The organism is Pseudofrankia sp. EUN1h, assembly GCF_001854645.1.
GTDB lineage: Bacteria > Actinomycetota > Actinomycetes > Frankiales > Frankiaceae > Pseudofrankia > Pseudofrankia saprophytica.
Window position 1 is genome coordinate 126,512 of the sequence record NZ_MBLN01000063.1, and the last position, 18,116, is coordinate 144,627.

Annotated in this window: 13 protein-coding genes; 3 read left to right on the plus strand and 10 right to left on the minus strand. The window is 74.8% G+C overall.

The genetic code is table 11. The annotated features are described in order from the left end of the window. Positions 1 to 105 precede the first annotated feature (105 nt). Both BCD49_RS23325 and BCD49_RS23330 read left to right on the plus strand, forming a co-directional pair. Positions 106 to 1,323: a DmpA family aminopeptidase gene (locus tag BCD49_RS23325; protein WP_007517343.1), complete on the plus strand. Its 1,218-nt coding sequence runs from the start codon at positions 106 to 108 to the stop codon at positions 1,321 to 1,323. Positions 1,324 to 1,425: 102 nt separating this feature from the next. After that, positions 1,426 to 2,097, plus strand: coding sequence for a nitroreductase family protein (locus BCD49_RS23330; protein ID WP_027141061.1), 672 nt, complete (start codon positions 1,426 to 1,428; stop codon positions 2,095 to 2,097). Positions 2,098 to 2,164: 67 nt separating this feature from the next. Here the strand turns inward: BCD49_RS23330 and BCD49_RS23335 are convergent, their stop codons facing one another. The 6 genes from BCD49_RS23335 to BCD49_RS23360 all read right to left on the minus strand — a co-directional run bounded on the left by BCD49_RS23335 (position 2,165) and on the right by BCD49_RS23360 (position 12,963). Beyond that, positions 2,165 to 3,913, minus strand: coding sequence for a GTPase domain-containing protein (locus tag BCD49_RS23335; protein WP_007517346.1), 1,749 nt, complete (start codon positions 3,911 to 3,913; stop codon positions 2,165 to 2,167). After that, a complete protein-coding gene (locus tag BCD49_RS23340; protein ID WP_158072962.1) occupies positions 3,903 to 8,018 on the minus strand; it encodes a GTPase in 4,116 nt (1,371 codons plus the stop codon). The genes BCD49_RS23335 and BCD49_RS23340 overlap by 11 nt, the downstream gene beginning before the upstream one ends. A 128-nt stretch (positions 8,019 to 8,146) precedes the next feature. After that, positions 8,147 to 10,189: a TerD family protein gene (locus BCD49_RS23345; RefSeq protein ID WP_071041903.1), complete on the minus strand. Its 2,043-nt coding sequence runs from the start codon at positions 10,187 to 10,189 to the stop codon at positions 8,147 to 8,149. After that, a complete protein-coding gene (locus tag BCD49_RS23350; RefSeq protein ID WP_232794194.1) occupies positions 10,186 to 10,605 on the minus strand; it encodes a hypothetical protein in 420 nt (139 codons plus the stop codon). The genes BCD49_RS23345 and BCD49_RS23350 overlap by 4 nt, the downstream gene beginning before the upstream one ends. 295 nt (positions 10,606 to 10,900) lie before the next feature. Further along, complete coding sequence (locus BCD49_RS23355) at positions 10,901 to 12,133, minus strand: toxic anion resistance protein (protein ID WP_007515866.1); 1,233 nt, start codon at positions 12,131 to 12,133, stop codon at positions 10,901 to 10,903. Between the two features lie 230 nt (positions 12,134 to 12,363). Next, on the minus strand, positions 12,364 to 12,963 hold the full coding sequence (locus tag BCD49_RS23360; RefSeq protein ID WP_007515867.1) for a DUF4232 domain-containing protein: 600 nt from the start codon (positions 12,961 to 12,963) through the stop codon (positions 12,364 to 12,366). Between the two features lie 333 nt (positions 12,964 to 13,296). On the opposite strand from BCD49_RS23360, the gene BCD49_RS23365 reads away from it, so the two are divergent. Next, complete coding sequence (locus BCD49_RS23365) at positions 13,297 to 14,367, plus strand: TIGR03617 family F420-dependent LLM class oxidoreductase (protein WP_007515868.1); 1,071 nt, start codon at positions 13,297 to 13,299, stop codon at positions 14,365 to 14,367. 28 nt (positions 14,368 to 14,395) lie between these two features. Here BCD49_RS23365 and BCD49_RS23370 read toward each other — a convergent pair whose 3' ends face one another. From BCD49_RS23370 to BCD49_RS23380, 4 genes are all read right to left on the minus strand, one after another. After that, positions 14,396 to 15,340: a TerB family tellurite resistance protein gene (locus tag BCD49_RS23370; RefSeq protein WP_007515869.1), complete on the minus strand. Its 945-nt coding sequence runs from the start codon at positions 15,338 to 15,340 to the stop codon at positions 14,396 to 14,398. 76 nt (positions 15,341 to 15,416) lie between these two features. Further along, a complete protein-coding gene (locus tag BCD49_RS23375) occupies positions 15,417 to 15,857 on the minus strand; it encodes an NUDIX domain-containing protein (RefSeq protein WP_007515870.1) in 441 nt (146 codons plus the stop codon). Positions 15,858 to 16,075: 218 nt separating this feature from the next. After that, positions 16,076 to 16,228, minus strand: a complete 153-nt coding sequence (locus BCD49_RS43660) for a hypothetical protein (RefSeq protein WP_157845275.1) — start codon at positions 16,226 to 16,228, stop codon at positions 16,076 to 16,078. A gap of 8 nt (positions 16,229 to 16,236) precedes the next feature. Then, positions 16,237 to 17,946 carry an NAD-dependent malic enzyme gene (locus BCD49_RS23380; protein ID WP_007515872.1) on the minus strand — a complete coding sequence of 570 codons (1,710 nt, stop codon included), beginning with the start codon at positions 17,944 to 17,946 and terminating at the stop codon, positions 16,237 to 16,239. Positions 17,947 to 18,116: the final 170 nt, after the last annotated feature.

An 18,116-nucleotide genomic window follows, 5' to 3' on the forward strand; every position in this document is an offset into this window, starting at 1 on the left:
AGGCCCTCAGCGGACGAACCACCAAAGGCCGCCAATCCGGCAATCCCGGCGACGGGGAGGTCCCGCCCGCGCATCGGCCGGATGGCACCGGGCAGGATCGGGCCTGTGGCTGAGCCCCGACGCCGCGCCCGCGCGCACGGCATCTCCTTTGACGGCACGCCGGGCCCGCTGAACGCGATCACCGATGTCCCAGGTGTCGAGCTGGGCTACGTGACGCTGATCAGCGGTGAGGGGCCGCTGCGGACCGGCGCGGGGCCGGTCCGGACCGGCGTCACCGCGATCCTGCCGGCCGGGCGCGGGGGCATCGGCTCGGCGGTCGCCGCCGGGGTCCACGCGTTCAACGCCAACGGCGAGATGACGGGCGCCGCGTGGCTGCGGGAGACTGGCAGCCTGGCGATGCCGATCCTGATMACGAACACCCACGCCGTCGGCCCGTGCCACCGCGGTGTCATCGACTGGGTGGTCGCCAACCGGCCGGATCTGGCCCGCGGCTGGCTGCTGCCGGTGGTCGCGGAGACCTGGGACGGCTACCTCAACGACATCAACGGCAGTCATGTGACCGCGGCCCACGCCGTCGCCGCGATCGACGCCGCCGCCGGCGGGCCGGTCGCCGAGGGCGCCGTCGGTGGCGGCACCGGGATGATGTGCTACGGCTTCAAGGGTGGCAGCGGCACCGCCTCCCGGGTCGTGCGTTATGGCCCCGACGGCTATGTGGTCGCCGCGTTCGTTCAGGCGAACTTCGGCCGCCGCGACGAGCTGCGCGTCGCCGGTGTCCCGGTCGGCCGTCTGCTCGGCGACGGCGAGGGCGGCGGCGCGGACTCCTCCTCGGGCGTCGCGGATCCCGCAGCCGGCACGGACGCCTCGAACGCCTCGAGCGGCATGGGCCGCATGGGCGGCTGGGACGGTGACTGGTCGGCGCCGCCCGGTGCCGGCAGCGCCATCGTGGTGCTCGCGACCGACGCGCCGCTGCTGCCCGGGCAGTGCGAGTCGCTCGCGCGCCGGGCGCCGATGGGCATCGCGCGCACCGGGACCACCGGCTCGCACTTCTCCGGTGACCTCGTCATCGCCTTCTCGACCGCGAACGCCGGCGCGCTCACCAGCCGGTTCCCCGGCGGCGAGCCGACCGCCGACGACTACGCCGCGCTGCGCTTCATCCCCTGGGGTTGGATGGACCGGTTCTACGAGGCGGCGGTCCAGGCGGTCGAGGAGGCCGTCATCAACGTCCTGACCACCGCCGCGTCCCTGACCGGCCGTGACGACCACCACGCCGCCGCTCTTCCCACCGACCGCGTCATCGAGTTGCTCGCCAACCGGTCCGGCTGAGCTCGGGCGGCCGACCGGTTCCCAGCGCCGTGGATGATCGGCACGTTATTTGACCCCGACGTCGAAACTACGGGAGGTTGGGTGGACCGGGAGGAGGCCACCATGGGCGAGGTGGAGCTGGGGGCCGACACGCCTCAGATAGATCTGTTCGAGGCGATGCGGACGGCTCGTTCGCTGCGGCGGTTCAAGCCCGACCCGGTGCCGGACGAGGTGCTGGCCCGCTGCCTGCAGGCGGCCACCTGGGCGCCGAGCGGTTCCAACTCGCAGAACTGGCGCTTCGTCGTCCTGCGTTCGCCGGAGGCCCGCGCGATCCTGGGCCCGGCGTTCCGCGCCGGCTGGGACTGGGTCTGCACCAGCATCTACGGCTACGAGCCGCGCCCGGCGGACGACGACGACTCCAAGCAGGCGCGGCTGACCCGCACGATGCTGAACCTCGTCGACAACTTCGAGAACGTGCCGGCCTATGTGCTGTTCTGCCACCGCCTGACGGGCTTCGTCGACGAGTTCCTGGAGGCGGGCTCGATCTTCCCCGCGATGCAGAACTTCCTGCTCGCCGCCCGCGCCCACGGGCTCGGCACCGTTCCGAGCACCTGGTTCGCCTTCGGCGAGGACAAGCTGCGCGCCTACGTCGGCATCCCGGACGGGTGGCGGATCGCCTCCCTGGTCGCCGTCGGCTGGCCGGAGGGCCACCACGGCCCGGTCCGGCGCAAGCCGCTGAGCAAGGTCACCGCGCTCGACACCTGGGACAACCCCTTCCTCCCCGCCGAGAGCTGACCCGCGGCCCCGCCGCGAGCTGACCCACACGGCGGTCGCCTGCCCTCCTGCCAGCGGCTGCACGGGCCTACCAGCGGCTGGGCGGGCGCAGGACGAGCCGGTCCATGATCGGGCCGGCCGCGTCGAGCTCGGCGAGCCGCAGTGTCATCGCCCGGACGGCCACCGCCGGCGGGCGGGCGGCCGCGATGGCGGAGCGGAGCGTCTCGACGGCCTCGTTCCAGCCGGTCCCGCCCTCGTCGAGCGGCGCCGTCAGCAGCCTTTCGGTGATCTCGGTCGAGATGCGGTCCAGCGCCTTGCGCCGCGCCTTCGCCCTGCTCTCGTCCTTGCGGTCATCCCACCAGCCGCGGACCTGGTCGGTCACCACCGTCGTGAGCGTGTTCGCCACGGGGATCGCGGACTCGATCAGGTCGAGCCGGCGCACGAGCATCTTCGCCTTCTCCACCTGGGCCGGCGTCGTGAAGGGGGAGGTGACCACTCGCCTGCGGTTGCGGAACGACTCGTACCGCGTCAGCTCGTCGCGGATCTGGGCGAGCGGCATGCCGACCTTGATCTCGACGATGTTCTTGACCAGGCCGAAGCCGTTCTCCCGCAGGACCACGCCGACCCCGCTCGCCGGGGCCTTCGGCTTCCCGCCGGGCTGGTCACCCGGGAGGCCGCGCAGCAGGTCGCGCAGCAGCTGGCGCAGGTCCGCGGCCGCGGGACGGTCCGCCTGGGCGGCGAGCTCGACGGAGATCTCGCGGCTGAGCTGGTCGAGCCCGGCCGTGTGCCGGTCCATCCAGGTCTGCACGGCCGCCTCCACCCGCCGGCGCAGCTCGGCCGGCAGCTCGGCGCCCTCGGCCGAGCCGACCTGCCGCTCGGCGTCCCTGGCCCGTTCGACGACGGTCGCGGCGAGGACCTCGCGGGCGGTCCTGTCGAGGTCGAGCAGCTCACGCTCCCACCGGTCGCCGCGGGCACGCTGCCGGTCCGCCTCCTCGAGGTTCTCCGCCAGCGACACGCGCTCGGCGGCGGCGAGCCGGCGGGCCTGGATCGCGTGGGTGAGCCAGAAGCGGGTCCGCGCGGCGGCGCGCAGCTCGTCACGCTGGGAAACGAGGGCCGCCAGGTCGGTGCGCAGGCCGGCGATGCCGTCCCACTGCCGGCCGTCGTCGTAGTCCGACGGCTCCGGGTCGGGCTCCTCGCCGACCTCCTCGAACGGGTCCGCGGCCACGACGTACACCGCGTACTCGTCGGCGGCCATCGCGGTGCCGATCAGCTTGCGCAGCTCCGCTGCCTTCGACCGCCCGAAGGCCCGGTAACGCTCCTCGTCCGCCGGGTCCGCGGCCGTGTCCGCCTTCGCGACGACCATGAGCCGCGAGCCCGGCGGGAAGACGGGCGCGGCAGCTCCGAGGTCGGCGCCCAGGGCGCGCAGGACCTGGCCGCGGTCGGACGTGATCAGGCTCGGGGCCAGCACCACCATCACCGCGTCGGTCAGCAGCAGCGCGCGGTCCGCGCGGGCGTCGTGCGCCTCCTGCCCGCTCGCGATTCCGGGGGTGTCGAGGAAGCGCAGCTGCCCCGACGTGACGGCGCCGACGGCGAAGGTCGACCGCCCCGCGCCGACCGTCACCCAGTCCGGGACCGGCGTCCCGTCGTCGGTCAGCAGGCGTTTGAGCAGGCTCGACTTGCCCGCGCTGTACGGGCCGTAGACGGTCACGTGGACCTCGGGGTACCGGTCGAAGGCCGACCACTCGGCGGCGAGGTCGTCGACCTGCGCCTGTCCCAGGATCTGGCCGACGCGGTGCTGAAGCTCCGCGAGCCATTGTCCGGCCGTGTCAGTCGTCATCCTGGGATCCGATCGTTGGCTGAGCCGTTCGTGACCCGGGGTCGTCCGGGGTGCCGGTCGCGCCCAACAGGCGTCGGGCGCGCGTGATCGCGTCGCGGCAGCGGGCGGCGCGGCCGGACAGCGCACCGGCCTCATCCGTGGCCCGCCGCTGATCGTCCGCCATCGCGGGAAGCCGCCGCGCGAGCTCGTCGAGATCGTCTGCGAGCGGGACCAGGCTCCCCAGTGAGTCCTCGAACCGTTCGACCGCCTCGGTCAGCCGGTCCTCGACTCCCCGCAGCTCCTCGGCGCGCGCCCGCTCCGACTTCGCGGTCTCGTGCCGGTCCCACATCAGCAGCGTGAGCTCGGCGGCGCCGATCGCGATCTGCAGCCCGCCGCCGAACCGCGCGACCATCCTGGCGGTCCCGGCCGGCCCGCCCACCCGCTCGGCGTTCCTGGCGACGCGTGCCGGGTTCATGAGCACCTTTCCGAGCGGCTTCGCCAACGGCCCGCCGATCCTGCCGAGGGTCGCCGCGTAGTCGCGCCGACGCCGCCGCAGCCTGCCGAGATCGACGTCCAGGCCCAGCGCCGGCGCGGCGCCTGGCTCCTGGGCGAGGCCCGCCGCGTCGCCCATCGCCGCCAGGCGCCAGGCGGCGATGGACCTACGGGTCTGGGAGCGCCATTCGGCGATGCGTTCCCGCAGCTCCGGGTCGTCGCCGAGCGACGCGAGCCTGGCCGCGAACGCGTCGCGCCCGGCGGTGTCCCGGGTGGAGCGGATGCCGTGCACGAGCCATCCGACGTGGTCACGCACGAGGGTGTCGAGCGCGGCGCGGCGTTCCCGGCCGAGCGCCTCGCCGGTGGCGATCGCGTCCTCGACGGACCGCGCCCGCTGGCCGAGCCGGGCCCCCTTGGCGACCAGGGCCGCCGCGTGCCGGTCGTGGTCGGCGGCGAGCCGGTCGAGGCGGCCTATCCCCGCCCGCAGCACGCCGATGTCGGCTCCGTTCGCCAGGAGGCCGGGCCGACGCTCGTCCAGCGCGGCGACGAGCTCGGCCATCCCGTCCCAGCCAGCGCCAGCGCTGGCGCTGGCGCCGCCCGTGCCGAGCCCGAGGCCAGCCGCCTCGTCGGGGTCCGCCGCCACCGCCAGGACGCTGTCCGCCGTGACGGCGTCGTCCGTGCCCGCGCGCCGCGCCAGCCGGTCGAGGAGGTCGGCGAGCTCCGCGCGCTTGCTCGCGACGGCGCGCCGGAACTCCCGCGGCGCGAGCACCGGGTCGGACAGCTCGTCGATCCGCGTCAGTACGAAGATCGTCCGCCCCAACCGGTCCGAGCCGCCGACCGCGTCCGGGGCCACGGCCCGACCGAGCCCGTCGTCGCTCGCGGCCGACAGCGCGGGCGTGACCAGGTGGAGGATCAGCGCGGCGTCCTCGATCGCCGACCGCGCGAGCGCGTCGTGCTCGACGCCCTCCGCGGTTCTCGCGCCGCTGGCCAGGCCAGGCGTGTCCACGAGGAGCAGGCCGCGCCATGGATAGGCCGTGACCCCGCTGGTCGTGACGCGCGCGCCGCTGGCCGGTCCGTCCGGCGCCGCACCATCGCCGCCGCCGCCGTCGTCCCCGCCGCCGCCATGATCATGATTCCAGTCGTGGTCGTGGTCGTCCGCCAGCAGCCGCCTGATGAGCGCCGACTTGCCGCTGCTGTAGTCGCCGACGACGGCCACCCGGGGCCGGCGGTCCGCGGCGAGACCCAGCAGGTCCGCCAGCCCCGCCGCGTCGACGTCGGCGGCGTCCAGGGAGCGCATGGCCGTCCTGAGCCAGCGCGTGCCGGCGCGCGGCCGTGGGACCAGGTCGCGGGGCGGCTCGGACGCGGCGGGGCGCGCCCACGCCTTCCCGTTCGGTCCCGGCGCTGAGGCCGGGACGTCCGCGCGGCCCGCGGCCGAGGCGGGCGCCGACGGGGCTGGGGCGGCCGGAGCGGACTCGGCCGGGGTGGGCCCGGCCGAGGTGAGCCCGGCCGTCGTCTGGTCGGTGGCGGCCGCCGCCCGCCGCGGGGCGTCGGGGCGAGCGGTGACGTCGATGAGCCCGCGTGGGTCGCGAATCCAGGACTCGCCGAGCCACAGCGCCCGGGGCGCCGCCTCGCCGTACGGCGACCGGCGTTCGCACGCCGCCACCGCCTCCCGCAGCACCGCGACCGGCTCCCGCGCCGTCTCGACCCGGCCGAGCTGGGAGCTCAGGACCGCGCGGCGCCTCGCCGCGGCCCGCGCGACGCGCCGCAGGGTGATCGCCACATCGACCTCGGGCAGCACGTACTGGACGAACGCGGCGACGCGTGCCCGCTCGCACGCGGCGGCGACCGCGCTCTCGACCTGGTCGAAGGTCTCGCTGACCGCGGCGCGGGCGTCCGCCAGCGCGCGGGCGTGCCCCTCGTCCCGCGCCCGCTGGCCGCGGTCGAGGGCCACCTTGCCGGCCAGCCCCAGGATCGCGAGACCGATCCCGATCACGGCCAGTCCCACCGGAGTGATCGTGATGGCCCCGATCGCGAGACCGGCTCCGGCCGCGGCGACCACGCCGCCGCCGGCCGCGGCGCTCGCGAACGCGGCGCCCATCCCGACGCCGCCGAGGGAGGCGACGACCCCGCCCGCGGTGCCGGCCAGGCGCAGTAGTCGCCCGGCCTGCCCGTCAGCGACACCGCGGCGGGCGAGGCCGCGCAGGTCGGCCTGGGTGTCGGCACGCACCGCGCCCAGGATCTCGGCGTACCGGACGACGACGGCGTCCACGACGGCCTGGGCCGTGTCCCTGATCTCGCCGTCCCGGTAGACCTGGCTTTCGAACTCGTCCTCGCCGACCATCCGGCTGTCTCGCCACGCCTGCTCGACGAGGTCAGCGGCTCGGGCCCGCGCCGCCATCCGCGCCGGCCGCAGCCGGTCCGTCGCCACGTTGGCGACGTGCTGTCCCGGCGAGATCTCGGGCTCGGCGAACCGCTCGCCGCGCAGCCCTTCCAGTTCGGCGAGGGCGCGCGCCGCCGCGCGGGCCGCCGTCCCGGCCGGAGCCGTCCCAGCCGGCACCGTCCCAGCCGGCACCGCGCCGTCGGCCAGTCGGCCGGTGGTCTGGATCGACCTGGTGATGCCGGCCTCGACCTGCGCCGCCAGCAGCAGCGCCGGCGTCTCCACCTGCTCGGCGAGGACCCTGTCCGCCTCCGCCAGCTCGCCGCGCACCCTGTTGATCAGCCGGCCCAGGCGCAGGTGGACGGCGTTGTCGTCCCCCAGCCCTTCGGCGAGGAGAGCCTCGAGGGCGGGCAGGTTGGACCAGTCGAGCAGGGTCTCGCGGTCGACCCGGGCGAGGGCGGCGTCCCTGCTCTCGACGTCCTGTGCCCGGTAGGGGTCGCAGCGTGCGTAGGCCGCCCGTACCGAGCTGACGGCGACGATCGGGATGCCGGCCAGGCCGATGGCGGCGAACTCGTCCTCGATGTGGCTGGCATGACCGCGCAGCGAGTTCGAGAGGCTCGCCCGCTTCCGGACGGTGGTGACCTGGTCGGGATCGCGCCACCGGCGGTTGCGGCTGTTGAGGACGGCGACCGCCGGCCGGCCGTAGGCCGCGATCCACTCCGCGACGGTGGCGAACTCCGGGGCGAGCTGGTTGAGCGAGTCGAAGCAGAGCAGCACGAGGTCGGCCCGTTCCACGCCGGCGCGGGCCTCTTCGACCAGCTGGGCCCACGACTCGCCGCCGAACCCCGGCGTGTCCACCAGCAGCAGGTCCCCCCACGGAACCTCGTTGATCTCCCGGGTGTGGTCCAGCACCGCCAGGGGCGAGATGGTCGAGCCGTCGCCCCGGCCGATCGCCTCCACCAGGGTGCTCTTGCCGGCGCCGGTCCGGCCGAACAGCGCGATGGTGACGGGTCCCAGGCGGCCCAGCGGCCCGTTCGCGAGCGCGTCGAACTCGTCCGCGAGCCGGGCGCACGTCGCCTCGAAGACGCCCGCGATCTCCCGCGAACGCGGGTCGGCCGACTCCGCCGGGTTGACCTGGTCCCCCGGGCCCGGCCGCAGCTCGGCCGCGAGCTCAGCCACGGTCTGCGCGAGCCGGCGGCGCGTCTTCTCGGTCCGGGCAGCGGCCCGACGCGCCGCGACGCCGAGGGTGTCGAACAAGATGCCMCCGAATCGGGACGTGCGCGTCATGGACAGCCGTGTCACGACGGTAGGGAGCACCCGCGTAACGGTCAATGACCCGCGATCCACCTGACCGGCGCGAACCCGGCGGTGGCCGCGCGACCGCGCTAGCGGTCGCGGATGGTCAGGCCATCGGGATTCCAGGGCAGGGCCCAGCCGTAGCGGGCGGCGGCCTCGGCCGGGGGGCCGTCGAAGAAAGCGTTCTCGCGGCGGATGACCAGGTCGTCCTGCGCCACATGGAACGAGGCGATGACGCAGGTCCGCGCGGTCGACGGGGCGTCCCCGAGGCGGATGTCGAGGTGCTCGCCGGTGCGGGCGCTGACCGTGAGCTCGCCGCGTAGCAGGTCCCATTCCGGGGCGCTGCGCAGACCGTAGGCGAACACGAAGAAACGCTTGAACGTCTCCAGCGCCCGCAGGTCGACGAAGATCTTCTGTCCCTCGCGCTCGTCGCGGGGAGCGAGCGCCAGCACCTGCCGGCCCGCGCCGCCGCCGGGGGCACTCGTCGCGCCGCCGAGCAGCTGCAGGACGCCGGCCGACCCGTCGAGCGCCTGCCAGAGGCAGCCGAGATGCAGGTCGCTCGGCCGCGGCAGCCCGGTCCTGGTCGTCAGCGGGGCCCAGGTCAGCGTGATCGTCGCCGAGCCGGAGCCACGCTTCTCGGGGGTCCAGGCGGTGGCCGGGTGATCGTCGTCCAGTTCGGTGACGTGCTCCAGGCGCTGCCGGTACCGCGACGACCGCTCGCCGAAGAGCGCCGGTGCGGACGGGCCGTGTCCTGGGCCACCGGCCGCCCCGGCCCCAGCTGCAGCCGCGGGCCGAGCCGGTGCGGCGGGAGGCACGGCGCCGGGCCGCGCGGAGCCAGCAGCCACGGCTCCGGGCGGCGCGGTGGTCGGTCGCGCCGGGACGGGCGGCGCGGCGGCGGACGGCTCGTCGGCGTCGAGGTCGAGCGGCGAACGCCCAGGCCGCGGCGCGGTGGGCGCGGCCGGCGCGGCGGGGGCGCCGTCGTGGTCGCCGAGGTCCAGCGCGGAGCGCGACCCGCTCGGCCTCCCCGCCGCCGTCGCCGCCGACGCCGGAGAGGCCGGGGCGGCAGGTGGCGTCGGGGTATGCGGCGGCGGCTCGTGGGAGTCACCGCTCAGGTCGAGTGGTGAACGCGCCGGGGGCCTGGCCGGCCCGGGTGGCGGCGTGGGCGCCGGTGCGGGCGCGGGCGGCGCCGCCCGGGGCGGGGCGGGTGGCCCTGGCGGCGTAGCGGGTGGTCTTGGCGGCCCGGTCGAGCTCGGGGGAGCCGGGCGGGTCGGAGCCGCGGGCGATCGTGGCGTGACCGGCGGTCGGGACGGTGCCGGGCCTCGCTGCGCCGGTCGGGAGGACGCCGCGGGCTGGCCACCCGCGGGCGGCGGTGACGCCGCCGAGCGGACCGCCCCCGCGACGGCGCGTGGCGGGTGCAGGTGGTCGGCGACCTTGCGGCGCGACCGAGTGGGTGACGTGCGGGTGAGGAAGCCGACGACGTCGGCCGGGMGGGCGGGCACCGGGTCGTGGCCGTTCCCGTCGGTGAACCCGGCGAGGCCCTGGGCGTAGCCCTGGCCGACGGCTCGGAACTTCCAGCCCCCCTGGTGGCGGTAGAGCTCGCCGAAGACGAGGGCGGTCTCCTGCCCGGTTTCGGCCCTGGCGTCGTAGCGGGCGAGCTCGACGCCGTCCGCGTCGTTGAGCACGCGGATGTACGCGCCGTGGACCGACCCGAAGGCCTGCGCCCGGCTGGCCGCGTCGACGATCGCCGCGCCGATCTGCAGCCGGCCGACCTCCGCCGGAACGGCGGCCAGGGTGACGATGAGCGTCTCGACGTCGGCGGTGCCGCCACGCGGCGCGGGCTGCGGGGTGGCTGGCCCCTCGGCCGGGTTCGGCACCTGGTGAGCGAGAAGCACCTCGGTGGACGTCGCGGGCTCGCCAGACCCGCCATGACCAACACTCACGATGCTCACGACGCCGTCCAGCTCGGGCGTGGCCCTGGAGCCAGGCGTGGCCCTGGAGCCAGCGGCACCGGCGGCGGGACCGGCAGCACCAGCCGACGGGACTTCCCAACCGAGCGCGACCCGGAGCCGGTCGATGCCAGGTGCCACGGCGGACAGCAGCACGTTGCCGCCCTTGGGCAGGGTGACGCTCATGCCAGGTCGAGGTCGGATCGGCGGAACTTGGTGTCCAGGAAGCGGGCCTGGATCGCGAGCTTCGCGGCGTCGCCGCTGTAGACGAGATCCTGCAGCTCGCTCACACCCTCGTCGAGCAGGACCAGCTGGCGGATCAGGTCGTCGGCCGGCGACGTACCGGTGACGCCGGGGCGTTCGGCGTACCGCGGCGGCAGCGCCAGGTAGTCCTCGAGCGCCTGCGGCAGGTACTCGGAGATGATCGCCCTGAGGCTCCGCCGTTCCTCGCCGTCCGGCGGCCGGACCCGCAGGTACTCCAGCAACGGCCGGAGGACGTCATCGAGGTCGCGCACGATCGGTACCGCTCCCGGTGGCAGCCGTCCGCCCTCCGCGTCCGCCCGCCCGACGACCGCGGCGAGCTCCCGCGAGAGCTGTCGCACCTGGCCGTCTGCCTCGTCCTCGTCCGGCCGCGGACCGTCCGCGCCAGCGGCACCGTCAGCACGCCGTCGGCGGAACAACGCCCCTCCCGTCCCTGCCATTCGCTACCACGCGACCACCACCCACTACCGCACTCTCGCTACCGCGGGACCATTCGCGGTAGCGGAACCACCCGCGACCGCGACCGCGGGCGACGGACGGCCCGCGCGGACCGGGTGCCGCCGCTGGCAGGTGTCCCCGGTGCGCACCTCGCGGCCCTCGGCCCGCACCTCGTGGCGCCGCCCGGCCAGGACCTGATCAGCGCTCGTTCGCGCGGGCCCGCTCCAGGTACGTCTTCGATCGTCCCACCTGGGTCTCCAGCGCCGCGACCGTCGTCGCCATGCTCTCGACCGCCTTCGAACGGTAGGAGTCGATCTCGTCCATCGTCGCGAAGATGTTGTCGAACGCTGTCTGCAGTGCCTCGACGCTGACCGTCGACGACGACGCCTGCGCCTGGATCTGTCCCGACTGCTGGCGCAGGAGCTCGCTGGTCTGCACGATCATGTTGTTCGTCGTCGCGTTCAGCGCGTTGATCTGGTCGAGCACCAGCTTCTGGTTCGCCAGCGCCTGCGCCACGACCACCGCGGTGCGCAGCGCGGCCACCGTGGTCGTCTGTGCCCGGTCGACGCCCTTGATGAGCTCGATGTTGTTCTTGCGGACCAGGTCGAGCGCCAGGTAGCCCTGGACGCTGACGGCGAGCTGGGTGAGCAGGTCCTGCTGGCGCTGGCGGATGGGGAACAGCGCGTCCGAGGTGAACGCGTCGGCGGCGGCGGGGTCGGTGTACCGCAGCTGCTCGACCTTGGCCGAGACCGCTCCGTCCAGCGCCTTCGCCAGGGTGGCGTACTCGGTGAGCTTGCCCATGGCCACCCACAGGTTGGCCTTCTCCTGCTCGATCGCGGCGTTGTCCTTGCGCAGCTCGTCCTGGCCGGAGCCCAGGGAGGTGATGATGGCGTCGAGCTGCTTCTGCGCCGACTGGTACCGCTGGAAGTAGCTGGCGATCTTGTTGCCGAACGGCACGACGCCGAGGATCTTGCGGGCGCCCTTCAGGTCGGCCCGGCCCGGGTCCAGCTCGGTCACGGTGCGGCGCAGCTCGACCAGCGTGCCGGCCACCCTCGTCTGGGCGTCGGCGACCGGGCCACCCCGGCCGCGGCTCGAACGCATCGCCGCCGCCGGGCGGTCCAGCATCCGGTTGGACACCCGGGCACTCGCGACGATCTCCCGCTCCCCCATGCGGGTGATGTCGTTGATCTTCTCCTGGAAGGCGGGGCTGCGCGGGTCCTGCGCGGCGAGGTCCTCGGCGAAGTCGGCGGCCCGCTGGCGCAGCTGGGCCCTGGTCGCCTCGTCGATCGGCACCATGCTGTCGACCTGGTCGTCCGGGACGATCGGGACGGCCGCCGGGGGCGAGAGCACGAGGGCGCCAGCCTCGGTGGGCTTCGTGGTCGCGACGGTGGGCGGCGCCAGGGGCGCGCCCAGGTTCAGCGAATCCGACATGTCGGTCCTCTCCGCACCGCAAACCCGCTCACCCAGCGTAGGCCGAGATCGGGGGTACCCAGCCTCTTCGAGGCTACGCCGACTTATTTAGCAGATCGGCCGCCGCGTGATGGTCGGCTGAGGGACAGTGCGGGCGGATCCACCGGCTCGCACCGGGCCTGGGCGGTCGCCTACGCGGTGTCGCCCAGGCCCGATGCGCGGCCGTCAGATCATGCCGTCAGGTCACGCCGTCACCTCGTGACCGGCCCGACGTAGAGCTGCTGCACCGACGGGTTGAGGCAGGCGTTGTCGGTCAGCTTCAGGAACCGGGCCGGGCCGCCGGTGGGCGGGAAGATCCTCAGGCCCGCAGCGGGCGTGTAGGTCTTCGCCGTGTCACAGCCAGCCGGAATTCCGGCGTGGACCTCGCGAACGACGAATGTCGCCTTGCCGCCAGGGGCGAGCGTCACCGCCTTGGCCCTGCCAGCCGTGCCCGCCGTCCGCGCTGCCGGGGCGCCGAGCTGCCGTCCGTGCGCGTTGACGAACGCCACGTACGGATAGCCCTTCACCACGCAGCTGTGCCGTCCGACGTTCGTGTAGGAGATCGTCAGATAGGTGCTGCCCGCGGCGCCCTCGCCCCCGACGATGGCCGGGCGCAGCTGGTACGACCAGCAGGACGCCACCATTTTCTGCGCCGGCGGTCCGGACTGCTGGGGCCCGGGCTGCTGGGGCCCCGGCTGCTGGGGCCCCGGCTGCTGGCCGGTCGCCCCATCCGCCGACGCGCCCACCGCCGTCGCACAGACGACGCTGGCCGAGACGGCCGCGGCAACAACGGCCCGACTGATCCTTCGCATGGCGATCCCCCTTCGCGGCGGCCGCGACGCCCGCAGGCGCGGCGACCCGGAGTTCACGTCCAGTCACATGGCTTCGTAGACCGAATCCGCCTGCGCCAGGGTTCTGCCCGCACGACCCCGAGCCTGAACACGGAGAGTGACCGCCAGGCGGCAAACGCCTCGCCAATCCCCCTCCGCCGGGTGAGTTCGGCGGCGGCGACCCACATTCCGCCGGCGGCCGTTCGCGCCGTCGGCACGCTGGTGGCGCCACGTCCGCGGGCCGTGGAATCGTGTCCCTACCCCGCCGGAACGGCACTCTTGGGGCGGTGGGGGAACTGGGGCCGGAGGTGACGGGTGAAGGTCGACGGCACGCTCGGGGCGTTGGAGGCGGCGGCCGGCCAGGCACGCGACGCCGAGGCGGCCGGCTACGACGGTGTCTGGACGGGAGAGGTCAGCCAGGACCCGTTCCTGCCGCTCGCGCTCGCGGCCCAGGCGACCAGCCGCGTCACGGTGGGCACGTCGATCGCCGTCGCGCTGTCCCGCTCCCCCATGTCACTCGCCTACACGGCGAACGACCTGCAGCGGTTCTCCGGCGGCCGGTTCTCGCTCGGTCTCGGCTCGCAGGTCAAGGCGCACATCACCCGCCGGTTCTCGATGCCGTGGGGCCGCCCCGCCGCCCAGATGCGGGAGTTCGTGCTGGCCATGCGGGCGGCCTGGTCGAGCTGGGCGGACGGCACGCCGCTCGCGTTCGAGGGTGAGTACTACGCGCACACGCTGATGCCGCCGGCGTTCGTGCCCGCGCCGCACCCGTTCGGGCCGCCCCGCGTCCTGCTCGCCGGCGTCGGCGACGTGATGACCCGGGTGGCCGGCGAGGTCGCCGACGGCTTCTTCTGCCACTGGTTCACGACCCCGCGCTGGATCCGGGAGCGCACGATCCCCGCGCTCACCGAGGGCCGCCGCCGCGCCGGCGCCACCCTTGCCGGCTTCGACATCGTGGTCGGCGGCTTCGTCGCGACCGGCACCGACGCGGAGATCGCCGCCGGCGTCGCCCGGATGCGCTCGCAGATAGCGTTCTACGGCTCGACCCCGGCGTACCGCGGCGTGCTCGAGCTGCACGGCTGGGGCGACCTCGGCGTCGAGCTGACGGCGCTGTCGAAGCAGAACCGCTGGGCCGAGATGGCCGCCCTCATCGACGACGACATGGTCGAGACGTTCGGCATCGTCGCCGCGCCCGCCGAGCTGCCCGGGCGGATCGCCGAACGGTTCGGCGGCCTCGCCACCCGGATCACCCTCAACCCGCCGGCTTCCTTCGCCCCGGAGCAGACCCGGGAGACCATCGCCGCCGTCCAGGCCCTGCCCGGGGTTCTCGCCGTGGCCGAGGCCGACCCGTCCGCTCTCGCGGCGGAGGCCGCCCGGGTGCCCTGACCGGCCGCCGCCGGGCCCGGGCGGGCGATCAGTCGGCCGGTGGCGGCTCGAGGCCGAGGGCGCGGGCGGCCTCGGCGAGCACGGCCTGCTCGACCGGGGGGAAGGCGCCGTCGATGCGGCCGATCACCTCGCCGAGCCGCAGCACCGCCGTGGCCTCGGCGAGACGTCCGCGGACCCTGGCGACGTCGGCGAGGATCGCCCGCCTGCCGGCGTCGGCGTCGGCCGTCAGCGCCGCCACGTGCGCGTCGAAGGCCTGCTCCAGCTCGCCGGCCGGAAAGTTCGCCATCACCGGGTCGGTCGCGAGGAAGGCGCGCAGGCCGTCGCGCTCGGCCGGGTCGATCCGGCCGTCGGCCGCCGCGACCAGCGCGCACATCGCCACCGCGGCGTCCCGGAACCGCCGGCCCCGCAGCTGGTCGCGGCGAGCGGCGAGCTGACCGCGCAGCGTGGCCACCGGCGGCTGGGTGCCGTACCAGACGGCGCGCGCCGCGCCCGGGGCGAGCGGCCGCCACACCGGGTGGCCGTCGGTGAGCCAGCGCCGCGCGGCCAGGGCCACCGGCAGCGGAGCGAGCCGGGTCACCACGAGGTCGTCGGTCCGCACGGCGCTGACCTCGCGCCCCCGCCACGCCGTGGGCACCGCCACGCCGCCCGGCCAGTCGGCCGCGAAGAGCAGGGTCAGGACATGCTCGGCTCCGGGGGTTCCGTGTGCCCAGGACTCGTCGGCCGGGTCCGCGTCGCTGGCGTCGCCCGCGTCGCCGGTGTGCTCGACGGCGCCGACGAACCGCCAGCCCTGCGTCGAGGGGCCGGCGAGCTCGCCGAGGTGACGCGCGAGCGAGCGCTGGGCGCCCTCGGTGGGGTCCACCGGGCCGCCGGGCAGCGCGTGCCAGACCTGCCCCGGTTCCCGGGTCAGCAGCACTCGGCCGGCTGTCCGCGCGACCATCCGCGCGTCGAGCCGGATGGCGGGAGCCACGGCCATTCCAGGTCCCTTCGGTCGTGATGCGCCCGTCCCGACGAACGCCGGTCGTGGCGGGCGTGGGTCAGGCGGGCGCGGGTCAGGCGGTGGGCAGGGTCGACCGCCACAGCGGCCGGCGCCCCGCGACCCAGCGCTCGATCAGCTCCTTGAGCACGGCCGGCCGTAGCTCCAGGCCAGCCAGGTCCTCGACCGCGATGGAGGCCAGGTGCACGCCCGGGTCGTTGCTGATGATCTGGGCGGCCCACGGCAGCGGGGCCGCGAACACGACGATCAGCTCCTGGAGGACGGCGCCGTCCTCGGTGTGGGTCTGCTCGGTGCAGCCGACGAAGTCGAGTGCGCCGACCTCCAGGCCGGTCAGGCCGTCGGTCTCGCGGCGCAGCGCGTCCTCGACGGTCTCGCCGGGCCGTACCCGCCCACCGGGCAGGAAGTACCAGGTCTGCCCGCGGTGACTGGCCAGCAGGACCCGGTTCTCGTACAGGACGAGCAGCCGAGCGCCGATCTCGGACTGGGAGAGGGCCATCCACACTCCGTGACGGTGAGGGGGCGAGGACGAGGAGCGACGACGATGCGGCGGCCGCCGCGACGCTACAGCCACGCGACGCGGCGGCGGGAACGCAACGACACGAACGAGCAGTGCCACGAACGAGCGGTGAGGCGGCCATGCAGTGACGCGGGCAAGCCATCGATGCACCGTGCGTGCCCATGCTAGGCGTCGAAAGCTCCGCGGAGACCATTTTGTCACCCGCGGGCAAGGCCGGACACGCATCGGGGACGCGACGGGGCCGGGTTGCGGGCGACCAGCGGGCGGTGGGCGGCGGGGGCCGGAGCCGGCAGCAGGCCGCCCCGGTAGCAGGCCGCCCGCTGGCGGGCGGCGCCGTGGCACGAGGGCATCGCCCTTATCAGGCGGCGGCGACGGGGCGGTACTCGGGGCGCCACATTCGAGCCTCGACCTCGCGTCGCGGGTCGGTCAGGGTGGCGCGGGCCAGGCCCTCCGCGACGGCGCACTCGGCGACCGCGGCCGCCACGGTGGCCGACACCGCCCGCAGGTTCTCGACCGGGGGCAGCAACGACGCTCCGGGGGTGCGGGTGTCGACCAGGCCAGCGACGGCGTCGGCCGCGGCGGCGAGCATCCGGTCGCTGATCCGGGCCGCGCGGGCCACGATCGCGCCGAGGCCGAGGCCGGGGTAGAGGAGGGCGTTGTTGGCCTGGCCGATGTGGTGGGTCACGCCGTCGAGAACCACCGGTGCGACCGGGATTCCGGTGCACACCAGCGCCCGGCCCGCTGTCCACGACAGCAGCTGGTGTGGCATGGCCTCGATGCGCTCGGTCGGGTTCGACAGCGGGAAGATGATCGGGCGGTCGACGTGGCGGGCCATCGCCCGGACGATCTCCTCGGTGAAGGCGGCGCGCGCGGTCGAGGTGCCGATGAGAACCGTGGGCCGCACGCTGGCGACCGTCTCCCGCAGCCCGCGGACGCCGCCCTCGTCCCACCAGCCGTCGATCTCGGCGGTCGGGCGGGCGTAGGGCCTCTGGTAGTCGCGCAGGTCGGGCAGGTCGGCGGTGAGGAGCCCGGCCTTGTCGACGCACCAGATCCGCCGGGTGGCCGCGTCCTCGTCCAGTCCGTCGCGGACCATCGCGTCGCGTAGCTGGTCCGCGATCCCCACCCCGGCGGTGCCCGCGCCGAAGATGACGATCCGCTGGTCGCGCGGCCGGGTGCCGGCGACGCGCAGGGCGCCGCGGAGGGCGGCGAGCGTGATGGCGCCGGTGCCCTGCATGTCGTCGTTGAAGGTGCACACCCGGTCCTGGTATCTCCGCAGGATCCGCCTGCCGTTGCCCGGGCCGAAGTCCTCCCAGTGCAGCAGCGCGTTCGGGAACAGCTCGGTGGCCGCGGCGACGTAGGCGTCGATGAGCTCGTCGTAGCCGGGCCCGCGGACACGTGGGTGCCGGTTGCCGACGTAGGCCGGGTCGCCGCGCAGGGCGGAGTTGTCGGTGCCAACGTCGAGTCCGACCGGGACGACCCGTGCCGGGTCGATGCCGGCGGCCGCCGTGTAGACGGCGAGCTTGCCCGCCGCGATGTCGATCCCGCCGACGCCCCAGTCGCCGATCCCGAGGATCTCCTCGGCGTCGGAGGCGACGAGCAGGTCGACGTCGTCGGGCCCCAGACCGAGATCGGCCAGCGCCGCCCGGACCCGCCAGGGCTCGTTGACCGACAGGTAGATCCCGCGCGGACGCCGGTACTCGTGGCTGTACCGCCGGATCGCCTCTCCGATCGTCGGGTCGTAGACGATCGGCAGCAGTTCGGCGAGGTGGTCGCCGAGCAGCCGGTAGTAAAGCACCTCGTTGTTGTCCCGCAGCGCCGTCAGGAAGATGTTCTTGAGCAGGTCCGTCGGCTGTTCCCGGTACTGTCCGTAGACGCGGGCGACCTGTTCGTCCAGCGTCTGCACGGCCGGCGGCAGCAGGCCCTCCAGCCCGAGCGCGGCGCGTTCCTGTCGGGTGAAGGCCGTCCCCTTGTTCAGCAGCGGCGCGTCGAGCACCTCGGCCCCGCGGGCCGTCGTGCGCAGCGTGCCGCCCTCGGACCAGAATGTCCGCCGGGACACCGCCACCGCCATGAGACCACCCCCAGGTCCCGCCCCGCCCGCTGGTACTCCGACCTCGTACCGCGGCGTCGGTCGACTACACGCTGTTGCCTACCCCTGTTGACGCTGTTGCCTACCCTGTTGCCGGCCGGTGGAGCCGCTCCGGCGGCCAACCTCCGGATCTCTGCCGTGCTGACGGTCGG

Bases quoted from the DNA above. Each gene is read 5' to 3' on its own strand.
- BCD49_RS23330 (WP_027141061.1), top strand. From the start codon at position 1,426: ATGGGCGAGGTGGAGCTGGGGGCCGACACGCCTCAGATAGATCTGTTC.
- BCD49_RS23335 (WP_007517346.1), bottom strand. From the start codon at position 3,913: ATGACGACTGACACGGCCGGACAATGGCTCGCGGAGCTTCAGCACCGC.
- BCD49_RS23355 (WP_007515866.1), bottom strand. From the start codon at position 12,133: ATGTCGGATTCGCTGAACCTGGGCGCGCCCCTGGCGCCGCCCACCGTC.
- BCD49_RS23360 (WP_007515867.1), bottom strand. From the start codon at position 12,963: ATGCGAAGGATCAGTCGGGCCGTTGTTGCCGCGGCCGTCTCGGCCAGC.
- BCD49_RS23370 (WP_007515869.1), bottom strand. From the start codon at position 15,340: ATGGCCGTGGCTCCCGCCATCCGGCTCGACGCGCGGATGGTCGCGCGG.
- BCD49_RS23375 (WP_007515870.1), bottom strand. From the start codon at position 15,857: ATGGCCCTCTCCCAGTCCGAGATCGGCGCTCGGCTGCTCGTCCTGTAC.
- BCD49_RS43660 (WP_157845275.1), bottom strand. From the start codon at position 16,228: ATGCCCTCGTGCCACGGCGCCGCCCGCCAGCGGGCGGCCTGCTACCGG.
- BCD49_RS23380 (WP_007515872.1), bottom strand. From the start codon at position 17,946: ATGGCGGTGGCGGTGTCCCGGCGGACATTCTGGTCCGAGGGCGGCACG.